Genomic DNA, 11,638 nt, shown 5'->3' with positions numbered 1-11,638 from the left:
GCAGATCCACCTTCAGCATCAGCCAAACCACCCGTGAAGAAACCACTCACCACTGGCATCTTTGAAGATCCAACACAGTGCGCCCTGCTGATCCCACGCCAAATAGTAGTCCCGTATCACCTCATCACCGCTGGCACTCTGCCACCAGCCGGAACAGATCCGTTCCGGGCCATCCAGAATAGTGATATCAGGTTTACTTAATCGACATGGGACAGGCAGCAACCAACTCGGTCGACGCGACGAACTCGCCACCGGTGAAGCTGACATCACAGGATCTACCGAGGTGCCGGGCGGCACAGACTTCCAGCTTCGTTCCGGGCGATGATCACCGGTCACCGTCATGCCATAAACAGCACCTTCCCCTAACTTACTCTGCAAACGCCCCAGCAGCTGGCCTTGAGTTAACCCTTCCCCCTGCCGCTGCTGTAGTAGATCAGTTGTCGCTGATGTGATTGCAACCAGCTGCTCACAACAAAGTGATAACCCCAACACTGGCGCGGGTAGATGCTGCTTTTCCAACTGCAGTTGCGCCAGCTGCCACCACTGCCTAAATCCCGTCTCTGGCGAGGAAGATCGCAATACGATAGAGGTTGCAGCAATATCTCGATGGCTGAGAGTGAGCAGGCATTCTGTGGTTGCCAGTTGCCGCTGACGAAGGTAATCCGTTAACCCCTGCAACAAACGGCGCAGGGGGAAAAGTAAACCGTGAAGGTGGTAAATTTCAGCGACCAGCGGTTGCGATAACTCAAATCGTGGCGGTGCTGAAAACACCTTAAACGAGGGCATTAAACGCCCCTGCAGTTCAAGGATCCAACAGAGCAAGGGCGCGCCCAAGCGACGTCGGATCTCCACCACTGGCAGCGCTAGCAGTTGTGATAACGTTTGCAGTCCTAAGCCCGATAATCCTTGCTGCTGCAAAGGGGTAAAAGGCAAGCTCTCGACGGCAAGATCACCGAGACGTTTAGCTGTTTTTTTAGCATCAAGTGATGACCAGTTAGCGCCTGCCTGCGCCAAGGTGATCGCTGCCCGCGGTGTCTTAGCGATAGCGTACTGCCAACTAAGATCTTGGGTTAATAAGCTACGCTTTAACTGACCAAGATAACCCTCTACGCCGCCAAACAGACGCAACATACTGCCCACTTCCAGCAGTAAGCTGTGGGGCGGAAATAACAGAATGCGGGAAGCAAAATCCCCCGCCCATAGCGCCATGGCATGCAATGCTGTGGCTGACAATTGCGCAACATCGCCCTCAACCAGCTGATCTTCAGCTAATAAAGTGATGTCATCGGTCAATGCCAACAAGGTCGCCAGAGACATACCTGGCCGTACCCCCAACACCACAGCTTGCTGACTGCTCTGCAGTACCCGTTGCTGCCGATCCAACAAGACCACAACACCAGACGTCTCATGGCTGCGACAGCACCAATCAAGCGCTAAGCGGGGGAAATCTAACGCTAACCAGAGCATGCTTACGCCCGCCAAGGGCCGACAATGACACTGTCAGTCTCTGCTGCCGGTAAACTGAACTTGTCAGCCAGCGAAAGTGGAAAAGGCGATAACGGCCACCCACCACGACGTTTAAACAGCTCTACTAGCAACTGGCTATTACTATGACTTTCTAACCATAGACGGGTAGGCGCTGGCGAGCTGAGATCTCTGACCGCTTGCTGCCTGATCCATTGGGGACGAAAAAGAAACAACGGGGTTTGCCCACGCTCCGCCGCCAACTGTAAACGGCGCAACTGGGACGTTTGGGGCTGTTGAGCAGGATCGAGTAACCAGAACAGCACCACACTACATGCTCCGGAGCTCAACGCTTGCTCTGCGCTCCAGAGCTGCGCCGACATATCTTCAACCCCAGCAATCACCAGTTGCTGTTCCACAGGCAAGCAGGCCTGCAGCAACCCTGGCGCATAAGGCACCATAGGCGGAGCGATCCACAACTGGAATTTGTCCACGGATGCCAGCGCTGCCATTGCCGGCAGCAGCAACTGTACTTCACCGATGCCGAGTCGCGGCAACAGCAGCTCCGTTACTTCCTGACGTCGCCACCCACCATCGAGCGCCTTGTCTAAGACAGCATAACCAGTGGCGAGTGATTCACAAGACGAAGCTCGTGGCGCGGCGCCCTGCCATAGCAAGCCAGAGTCAAAAAGTGGATCCAATAATGGCATAATCACCTTAAAATATACTGTATATGTATACAGTATATTTTAAGGTGATTGATTCGGCAAATAGCTGCTGGCGGAGGAAAATTGATCTATTACAACTGCACTCATCATTTAAACCCATACAAAGTGAGCTGATTAACATTTATCCAAAATCCATATTTAATATATGGATTTATTGTCTACTATTTGTTCACTTACATATCTGTCGGATACAGATGTTGTTGCCCAACCATCACGGATGCCGAGACGGACAGCAGACCATGAAAAACGGACGAATAGCACTACAGACCACCTTCTTTGCCACGCTGGTATTGCTTACCTGCAGCGCCCTCTTTAGCCTGGCTTACGCCGCCCCCAAAGCACAGATGCTAAAACCTTTTGCGTCGCTCAGTGACGAAAGCAAGCAGTGTGCTGCCTGCCATAAAGAGCAAAACCCCGCCCTGTACCAGCAATGGGGGCGATCTAAGCATTATGGTGCCAATATTGGATGTTTTGAGTGTCACCAAGCCGATCCCAATGATGCTGACGCCATCAAGCATGAAGGGTTTGATATTGCAGTGATTGTATCGCCAAAAGATTGCGGGCAGTGCCACAACAAGGAAGTCGAAGAGTTTGCCGCCAGTCATCATGCCAAAGCGGGGCAGATCATTGGCTCACTGGATAACTTTCTCGCCGAGGCGGTGGAGGGACAGTTGAGCTTTAACGGCCAATCCCCCGCAGCAGTCAGCGGTTGTTGGCAATGTCACGGCGCCGAAGTCAAAGTATTAGCTAACGGCGACCTTGATCCAACCACCTGGCCCAACACAGGTATTGGCAGACTCAATCCTGATGGCTCAGTTGGTGCTTGTAGCGCCTGCCACCAGCGTCACGAGTTCTCCATGGTTCAGGCCCGTCGCCCTGAAGCCTGCGGAAAGTGTCACCTAGGGCCAGACCATCCGCAAAAAGAGATCTACGAAGAATCCAAGCACGGCATTAATTTCTTTGCCAACGTTGAGCATATGAATCTGGGTTCAGCGAAATGGATAGTTGGCGAAGATTATGATGCAGCCCCCACATGTGCCACTTGCCATATGTCAGCCACTCGCGAGCTACCTTTAACTCATGACGTCGGCGCTCGTATTAGTTGGACATTACGTCCTGCAATTTCGGAAAAAGTCGACGCGAAAGCGATTGCTCAAGGCAAGCAAGTGAAGCCTTGGGAAGAGCGCCGTGCTGATATGAAGAACGTGTGTAGTGCCTGCCACACCAGTGGTTGGATCGAGAACTTCTATACTCAGTTCGATAATTTAGTGGTGCTGTATAACGAGAAGTTCGCCCGTCCGGGTAAATCTATGATGGATCTGCTGACGAAGAATGAGATGTTAACCGAAGTCCAGTTCGATGAAGAGATTGAGTGGACCTGGTTCTACCTCTGGCACCATGAAGGTCGCCGCGCTCGCCATGGTGCAGCAATGATGGCACCTGATTACGTGCAGTGGCACGGCATGTTTGAAGTGGCTGAACGCTTCTACGTTGAGATGGTACCTCAATACCTGGAAGTGGTAGAGAAAGCAGAGCATGCAGGCAAGAAAGAGCAAGCAGCAGAAGCGAGAAAACTGCTCGACGAGATCTTATCCAGACCTGAACACGCTTGGTTCTCGGGTAAAGAGCCTGCAGATATCAAACAAAAGCGCCAAGAAGCACAGAAGGCTTTTAAACAGCGCTACCAAAGCGAGAGCAAATAAGTAGCACCTAGCATTGCGGATCAGCTTGAATGAAAGCTGATCCGCTTTTTACCTATCAGCAAGGATTTTTATGAACCAGCATAGAAAGCCCAGCCGATTATGGAAGCAAACCCGCAGCCGTTGGCTATTAGGGATCCCTATCGGTGGTTTCATCGCGTTGGTGTTAGGTGCTTTGGGCGTGGTGACCTTTCACGGTGTGATGGACTTCACCAACACGAATGAGTTCTGTTATGGCTGCCATATTGGCCGGGATACCATTGTCGAGGAGTATCAGGCCTCGGTACATTTCAACAATCGCTCAGGTGTCATTGCCACATGCGCTGACTGCCATGTGCCAAAACCCTTTGTCGACAAAATGATTGTCAAAGTCAAAGCCACCGCCGATATCTACTATCAGTTGATGGAAACTGTCACCCTAGAGAATTTTGAACAGGAGCGATTACGCTTAGCCGAGCACGTTTGGCGAGATATGACGGCCAGCAACAGCCGTGAATGCCGCAGTTGTCATACACCTGAAAGATGGGATAGCGAGGCCCAACCTATCCGCGTCAGAACCAATCACCAAAAGATGCTTAGCCAAAATATGAATTGTATCGATTGCCATCAAGGAGTGGCTCATAAACGGCCGGTAATTGAGTAGAAATCAGCGCAGCTGATACACCATAGCGCAACAAAAGGGGTCGATAACGACCCCTTTTGATTTTTGCAAAGCTAGTCCTGATGAAGCTTCTTAATCATCGCCAGAGCGGCATCATAGTCAGGGTGTTCACTCACCTCTTTGACCAGCTCCTGATACTGTAGCTTGCCATCCTTATCAATAATTAAGATAGCACGCGCCAGCAACCCCCTATCCTTGATCAACAAACCGTACTGCTCACCAAAGTTGCGCCATACCGCATCGGACAGCACAGGCATTTTGTCGACATTTTCCACTTCACAAAAACGCTTCTGAGCGAATGGCAGGTCCGTAGACAGAGTGATTAAAATCACATCTGCCGGCAGCTTCGCCACCTCACTGTTAAAACGTTTGGTTTGCAAAGAACAAACACCGGTATCAATGCTGGGTACCACAGATAACAGCACAGTTTTGCCCTGGTAGTCACTCAGCAAGATCGGTGCAAACTTGCTATCTACGACCTTAAATTCTGGTGCAGGCTGCCCAACTTCCACACCGGAGCCTAGCAGCACCAATGGCTGGCCACCTGCGGTGACCAAGCCCTCACGCTCAGTCAGCTCTGCCCAGGCAGAAAAAGATAAACAGACCGTCAGTATCACAAAGGGAAGTCGAAGCATTGTTTCTCTCTCAGTTAGTTAATTCTTAGCTTGTCTGCATACGCTAGCATAAGTAAACAGATCAATGGCAAGCATAACTAAATCCGCTAAACAGCAGAGTGGCAAGTTGTTGCGACAGCTATTAGGAGAGGAGTACGTAACAAAAAGATCGTCGCTTATCGCACAAAGTATTGGTGCCTAGAGGAGGTAAACTTGCAGCGGAATTGGTCGCAGACTTGCCCTGCCCCCAGATAACTTTGAGGAAGACACCAAACGCTTGAATGAAGCACCTAAGCCATTGGCGAAGATAGATTTGCAGCACAAGTTCAGAGCAAAACCGGTAGCGGCCTTGCTCTTTTTTATCGGTTTAATCTACTTAGATTTAACAAATAATCACTAACATCAAGGCAACAACACCGCAAATAACAGCAGCAATATTAGCCAACGGGTAGCGCTTTTCTTCAGGGGTCAAATGGAAAAAAGTCATACATCACCTCTTACGTCAAACCACAAGAGGCATCCATGCAATGAAATAGATCGGCCTGTCCTTACCGTTCTGAACATAACGGCGCTTGCCGATCAGAATTTTATATTAACAAGCTTTTAACGTTCAGTGCCGCGAAGCGGATCACGGCATAACCACTAAATTTTTAGAGCCCTCACCAGCTATTAAGTTCCTGCTATACCGCACTCAACCATTAACCAGATAGTGGGTAGCCACCGCGGCAGCATAGCCAAGTAAGATTGCCCATGACCAACGCAGATGCCCTAAGAAACTATAATGGCCTTTCCCAATGCCCATTAACGCTACACCAGCAGCAGAGCCTATCGACATCACACTACCACCGATCCCCGCGCACAAGGTGATCAGTAGCCATTGGAAATCATTCATTTCAGGGTTCATCTGCAGGATCGCAAACATCACAGGAATATTGTCAATCACAGCAGAGATCAGGCCAGCAACGACATTAGCTGTGCCAGCGCCATAGCCGAGATAAAGTGCGTCAGAAACCCAAGCCAGATAACCGATGAAGCTAAGTGCCCCCAAACAATACATCACCCCAAAAAAGAACATTAAAGTGTCCCATTCCGCCTCAGGTAACTCTGAGAACAGGTTATGCTCACGATCGGGGTCTGATAGTGGCAGGCGGTGACTACGCAGAAATATGGCCAGCATCAAAATTGACAACCCGGTCATCATTCCTAGATAGGGCGGTAGCCCCAACAGCTGTTCAAAAACCACAGCCAGTACGATGGTGACAAGGAACAAACCACAATACATCCTGCCATGGCGTTTCAACACCACCTTATCTCTGCTGATGACGGGTGCCCCGCAAGGTAAAAACAGCGTCAAAATCACCGCTGGCAACAGGAAGCTCACCAGTGAGGGCAAAAAGATCTGCAAAAAACCAACAAACTCAATCTTGCCAGCCTGCCAAACCATCAGGGTGGTGATATCTCCGAAGGGAGAAAATGCACCGCCCGCATTGCACGCAACAACAGTATTAATGCAGCCCAAAGAGGTAAACTTAGGTGAATCTTTTCCCACCGCTATCACCACGGAGCCGATCACCAAGGCCGTCGTTAAATTATCGGCCAGTGCCGACATAAAGAACGCAATACTACCGGTTAGCCAAAATAGACCTTTATAACCATAACCTCGACTCACTAACCCACTTTTCAGTAGTTCGAACAGTCCACGCCCTTCAATCTGCTTGATATAGATTAGCGCCACCATAAGAAATAGAAAGAGTTCGGCAAACTCATCAAGGTTATTCGTTACCGCCAGACGGATCTCTGCATGGGGAACATCATGCTGATATGCGATCACAGCAGCTAACATCCACAACAATCCCGCACTGAAGATCATCGGCTTGCTTTTACTGATGCCAGTTTGCTGTTCAAAGAACACCAATAGATAGGCAGTGAAAAAGATCAACAACATCAGTAAGGCCAAAGGGCCGGACATCATGCTGTCCGCACCAACAAACGCAGAAAAATCACTGGCAAGAACAACACCAGCAAGCAAAACCATCACCGCACCTAACCAGCGCCAATAACGAAACATCTCGGGCTCCAAACAGTGTCACATTTTCAAGTTGCTACCCATAAAGAACTAAGTACTTACTATTTCTACAGAGCCTATAAAAACTATACGCGGAAGTTACAAATCCTATTGGTGTCTAATTATTTTACAAGGCATATATATATTAGTTTTTGTTGTAACCCACCTTGATGATTTTTAAGCAAAAAGCTATCTGGCAAACATATTGCTTTGCTATCAATGACAGCGATGCATATGCCGTGTTATGCCGTCGCTAAAACACCAAGCTGTATATGGAAATTTGCAATATTATTAAGGAATCACACGATGAAAACCGCAAAGCAACTCTTAAAAGTGAGTGCTGTTGTTGCTTCTTTAGCTGTATCAGGGATGGCATCAGCTTCACTTACAACCTTCCAAACATTTACTGGTAATTATGGCGTATCGTCCGATGGTTGGGGCGGTACAGATCAATCCGGCACTATTTCAGCCTCTGTCCCTGCAGGTGCTACAGTAGTCGCCGCATATCTCTATTCAGCAATGTATAGCTCACCCACTGCAATGGGGGATGTCACACTTGATGGCACAACCATCAACAGCTGGGATCAAGAGTATACCAATGCAATCCCTAGTGTTAGCGACACCTTCTTCCGCACCGGACGCAAAGATGTCACGGCACTGGTTAAGCCGACGATTGATGGTGGCCCTGGTGGGGTTTATGACTTTAGCCTTCGGGAGTCTGATAGCAGAACAGACGGTGAAGCATTGATCGTAGTTTATGAGATGGCTGGCCTAGAAGTCTCTACAGTCGCTATCTTAGATGGTGGAGCAGCACTGGCTGGAGACAGTACTCAGGTGAACTTCTCTGACCCTGTGGATACTACAGATCCAGCGTTCTTCGCAGAAATGCGTTTGGGTATCAGCTTTAGCTGCTGTAACCAGAAGTCTAATGTCGATGTTAATGGTCAACTATTAACCAATAATGCCGGCAACAATGATGATGGTGAACTTGTAGCAAATGGCTCATTGATCACCATGGGTGGTTATGATGACGATCTGCTTAACCCTAATGCTTACAACGAAGACGATGAGCGTTATAACTTAGTACCGTTCATTAACGATGGTGATTCCAAAATTACTGTCGATACAGATAATCCATCCAATGATGACAATATATTTGTTGCCTTGTTCCACGTTAAAGGCGAAGCAACATTTACCCAAGATGTACCTGCGCCAGCACCATTAGCGCTATTGGGCTTATCACTGTGTGGTTTATTTGCACGTAGTCGCCGTAAGTAATTGCTGCGCTAAAACTGAGAGCGGCGGGGATTTTTCCCGCCGTTTTTTATTCTAGAATGTTAGTTCGGTTAAGCGTAAAGGAATTACAGATGAGCCGTTTACTACTAACGATGGCACGTGTAACAGTGCTCAGCGTGAGCCTGTGCAACCTTGTTATTGCAGCCCCTATCAATCTGACAGAAACTAAATCTCAGCAATATTTGGAGCAAGCTTTTACCGGCGCCAATGAGATGGGGATGGTTGATTTAGGAACAGGCAAAGGCGTCAACGATCTTAGCTGGCTAAATCAAGTTGTCGCTGAAGGGCTTTACTCTCAAACCTCTAGAAACCAGATACTGACACTAATATCCAACCAAGATTATCTTGATGCAGAAACAGCTGCTCGCAAGTGGATTGCCGAGCGCCCAGCGGATCTGACCGGACACCAGTTATTTATCTTAGCTCTACTCGGGCAAGGTAAAGACCAAGCCCTAAGTGCTCACCTCATCGAGCTAAAGAAACTCGCACCAAACTTACATGACACTACCGCATTCTTGGCTGCGACAGGCTACGCAAAGAAGCGGCAGTTTTATCAAGCTCTGGAGCTCCTTAACTCCCCACTAACTGGCAGTTCAGCACAAACGTTAAAAGGCCAAATCTTATTCCAACAAGGTCGAGTCGATGAGGCGACGAAAGCATTAAAGATCGCACTAACCACTAAACCCGATAACTTGGGCGCAACGGTATTGGTCACCAAGTTAAGCTTAGCCACCAGTCAACTGCTTGACGCCAAGCGGTATGCTCAAATTTGGCAGAAGCTTGCCCCCGAAGATGTTGGACCATCTATGATACTCAGCGCGGTTGCGATGATAGAAAACCAACCCAGTAGCGCCAAGAAAGCCATTACAGAGACCCTCACTCGCCACCCCGAAAACTATGTCGCAATGCTCGACTTAGCATTGATAGCTTGGCGTGAAGGCGATCTAAAGACAGCTAATTCACAGCTAGAAAAGCTGAAGGCTGTAGATAGTCGTGAACCGTTACAGCTCGCTAGCCTGATGTTACTTAATTCTGATAAGGAGAGTGATAAGAAAAAGTTAGCATCAACAGTAGCAAAGCTTATCGAAATAGATCCAAACGACCCAATGCACCAACTGTTACGGATTGCGGTGCAAGCGACGGTCTCAGAAACAGATCTGTTACCACTATCGAATCTTTATATCGATTTGAAAGATAAGTCGATCCGCCAACAAGTTGCCACAGCCACTAACGCTAGCTGGTCAAGTGTCGCCTATAGTTACTACCTGTACCGCCAAGGCTATTTTGCCATGCTCCTCGCGGACAAAACTAACAACCAAAATCCGCTATACCAAATCAACCTGGCGAGAGGCCATTGGAAGAGCGGTGATAGCGATAGCGCGCAGCGCGCCTATCGCGCATTTCAAGATGCCAACCCTAAATGGGTTATTCCACTACTCGAAGTCGCGGATATTCAATATTTTCTCAATGGCGCAGATGCGGCACTAAGCGGCTATCGTCAAGCCCATTTAAAACGCCAAGATTGGCCAGAGTTAACTGTGAGGTTAGCGAATCTACTGTTTACCAGCGGAAAATTTGAAGACGCGCTAAGTTACTACCAAACACTCAGTAGTCAATATCCCAAAAATGGCGTCTTCCTTGCCCAGATAGCCATGACGGAACTCGCATTAAAGCGTAACAACGAGGCATTAGTTAATGCCCAGAAAGCCCATACATTGCTGCCGCAACACCCTGAAATAACCAAGGTCTTAGCACAATCGTTTTATAGCTTAGGGAACTGGGATAAGGCACAGCTTAACTACCTCGAGGCGCTAAAACAGGGCGTGCAACTGGAGTTAACAGATCTGCTTAATCTCGCGAAGAGCTTTGAAAAAAGCGGCAACAAGAAGCAAGAGATACGTTTTCTTGAGCGTACACTAAGTCTCGGTGTCGATTTTCAACAGGCAAATGAAGTCAAACAAAGGCTCAAGGTTCTCAATGGTGCATAGCGCAAATTCCCCTTAGTTAATTTCACTCGCCAAGAAGTGAAATCCAACAGTTAGAAGTTAATTACAGCAATAAAAATTAGAAAGCCCGCATTTGCTGATGCGGGCTTTTTTATCGTCTGATCGCTAGGTGAATAGATCTAATGTCTACCAAGAATGCTTGCGCGTTGGTCTGTATCCAGCCCTGATTGATGGCTCTTTCAGCTTGATGACAACACTAAAGGGCCGTCGCTAAGTGCACTGAAAACAAAAAAGCCCCTCGCTTTCGCGAAGGGCTTTGCTGTTTTCAACGGTCTTAAACGCAAAAAGGCTACCCTATCGGGTAGCCTCTTCACTGTATTAGGTGTCTGGCGGAGTCCTGCCTACGGGCATAGCCCTTCGGCGTTCGTGACTGAGTGAGATACTCAATCTCACGCCAGGCGTCACTCACCCTACTAGCACAGGCTAAGGAGGCGCCGTTGGCGCGCTGTCTACCTCCCCATGTGAGAGCGACACTAAACGCACTGGAAATAAAAAAGCCCTTCGCTTTCGCGAAGGGCTTTTCTATTTTATTAGGTGTCTGGCGGTGACCTACTCTCACATGGGGAAGCCCCACACTACCATCGGCGCAATTGCGTTTCACTGCTGAGTTCGGAATGGGATCAGGTGGTGCCACAACGCTATGGCCGCCAGACAAAAACTTAATTAGGAAAATGCCGACTGTCACTCTATCGATTTTGGCGTGTCTTGCACGTCACTCGCTTAAAACTTCTTAGGGGTTGTATGGTTAAGCCTCACGGGCAATTAGTACAGGTTAGCTCAACGCCTCACAACGCTTCCACACCCTGCCTATCAACGTCGTAGTCTTCAACAACCCTTTAGGGGACTTAAAGTCCCAGTGAGAACTCATCTCAAGGCCTGCTTCCCGCTTAGATGCTTTCAGCGGTTATCAGTTCCGAACTTAGCTACCGGGCAATGCCATTGGCATGACAACCCGAACACCAGAGGTTCGTCCACTCCGGTCCTCTCGTACTAGGAGCAGCCCCTTTCAATTCTCAAACGCCCACGGCAGATAGGGACCGAACTGTCTCACGACGTTCTAAACCCAGCTCGCGTACCACTTTAAATGGCGAACAGCCATACCCT

General features: G+C 48.8%; 8 protein-coding genes and 2 rRNA genes. 4 read left to right on the top strand and 6 right to left on the bottom strand.

Annotated features, from left to right (window positions below; genetic code table 11):
• Positions 1-18: 18 nt before the first annotated feature.
• A complete protein-coding gene (locus EZV61_RS06625; protein ID WP_131414737.1) occupies positions 19-1,467 on the bottom strand; it encodes a Y-family DNA polymerase in 1,449 nt (482 codons plus the stop codon).
• 2 nt (positions 1,468-1,469) lie between these two features.
• Positions 1,470-2,174: a translesion DNA synthesis-associated protein ImuA gene (gene imuA, locus EZV61_RS06620; RefSeq protein WP_131414736.1), complete on the bottom strand. Its 705-nt coding sequence runs from the start codon at positions 2,172-2,174 to the stop codon at positions 1,470-1,472.
• A 257-nt stretch (positions 2,175-2,431) separates the two neighbouring features.
• Here imuA and EZV61_RS06615 point away from each other — a divergent pair, with 257 nt between their 5' ends.
• Together EZV61_RS06615 and EZV61_RS06610 are read left to right on the top strand one after the other, a co-directional pair.
• Complete coding sequence (locus EZV61_RS06615) at positions 2,432-3,895, top strand: multiheme c-type cytochrome (protein ID WP_114337402.1); 1,464 nt, start codon at positions 2,432-2,434, stop codon at positions 3,893-3,895.
• Between the two features lie 70 nt (positions 3,896-3,965).
• Positions 3,966-4,535, top strand: a complete 570-nt coding sequence (locus tag EZV61_RS06610) for a NapC/NirT family cytochrome c (protein ID WP_130566719.1) — start codon at positions 3,966-3,968, stop codon at positions 4,533-4,535.
• Positions 4,536-4,606: 71 nt separating this feature from the next.
• Here EZV61_RS06610 and tpx read toward each other — a convergent pair whose 3' ends face one another.
• Positions 4,607-5,188: a thiol peroxidase gene (gene tpx / locus EZV61_RS06605; RefSeq protein WP_131414735.1), complete on the bottom strand. Its 582-nt coding sequence runs from the start codon at positions 5,186-5,188 to the stop codon at positions 4,607-4,609.
• A 670-nt stretch (positions 5,189-5,858) separates the two neighbouring features.
• Complete coding sequence (gene nhaD / locus EZV61_RS06600; RefSeq protein ID WP_165569548.1) at positions 5,859-7,235, bottom strand: sodium:proton antiporter NhaD; 1,377 nt, start codon at positions 7,233-7,235, stop codon at positions 5,859-5,861.
• A 303-nt stretch (positions 7,236-7,538) separates the two neighbouring features.
• On the opposite strand from nhaD, the gene EZV61_RS06595 reads away from it, so the two are divergent.
• Both EZV61_RS06595 and EZV61_RS06590 read left to right on the top strand, forming a co-directional pair.
• Positions 7,539-8,510: a DUF3344 domain-containing protein gene (locus EZV61_RS06595; RefSeq protein ID WP_165569547.1), complete on the top strand. Its 972-nt coding sequence runs from the start codon at positions 7,539-7,541 to the stop codon at positions 8,508-8,510.
• Between the two features lie 89 nt (positions 8,511-8,599).
• Positions 8,600-10,516 (top strand): tetratricopeptide repeat protein, encoded by a 1,917-nt coding sequence (locus EZV61_RS06590; protein ID WP_165569546.1) that lies wholly within the window; start codon positions 8,600-8,602, stop codon positions 10,514-10,516.
• A 554-nt stretch (positions 10,517-11,070) separates the two neighbouring features.
• Here EZV61_RS06590 and rrf read toward each other — a convergent pair.
• Together rrf and EZV61_RS06580 are read right to left on the bottom strand one after the other, a co-directional pair.
• A 5S ribosomal RNA gene (rrf, locus tag EZV61_RS06585) occupies positions 11,071-11,186 on the bottom strand.
• Between the two features lie 89 nt (positions 11,187-11,275).
• Positions 11,276-11,638, bottom strand: a 23S ribosomal RNA gene (locus EZV61_RS06580); the annotation flags it as partial.

Source organism: Corallincola luteus (genome assembly GCF_004336975.1).
Classification (GTDB): domain Bacteria; phylum Pseudomonadota; class Gammaproteobacteria; order Enterobacterales; family Neiellaceae; genus Corallincola; species Corallincola holothuriorum.
The sequence above is the reverse complement of the archived record's forward strand: the minus strand, read 5'-3'. Positions and strand labels throughout refer to the sequence as shown.

Coding starts and splice junctions, on each gene's coding strand:
- EZV61_RS06625 (WP_131414737.1), bottom strand. CDS start 1,467: ATGCTCTGGTTAGCGTTAGATTTCCCCCGCTTAGCGCTTGATTGGTGC.
- nhaD (WP_165569548.1), bottom strand. CDS start 7,235: ATGTTTCGTTATTGGCGCTGGTTAGGTGCGGTGATGGTTTTGCTTGCT.
- EZV61_RS06595 (WP_165569547.1), top strand. CDS start 7,539: ATGAAAACCGCAAAGCAACTCTTAAAAGTGAGTGCTGTTGTTGCTTCT.
- EZV61_RS06610 (WP_130566719.1), top strand. CDS start 3,966: ATGAACCAGCATAGAAAGCCCAGCCGATTATGGAAGCAAACCCGCAGC.
- EZV61_RS06590 (WP_165569546.1), top strand. CDS start 8,600: ATGAGCCGTTTACTACTAACGATGGCACGTGTAACAGTGCTCAGCGTG.
- tpx (WP_131414735.1), bottom strand. CDS start 5,188: ATGCTTCGACTTCCCTTTGTGATACTGACGGTCTGTTTATCTTTTTCT.
- imuA (WP_131414736.1), bottom strand. CDS start 2,174: ATGCCATTATTGGATCCACTTTTTGACTCTGGCTTGCTATGGCAGGGC.
- EZV61_RS06615 (WP_114337402.1), top strand. CDS start 2,432: ATGAAAAACGGACGAATAGCACTACAGACCACCTTCTTTGCCACGCTG.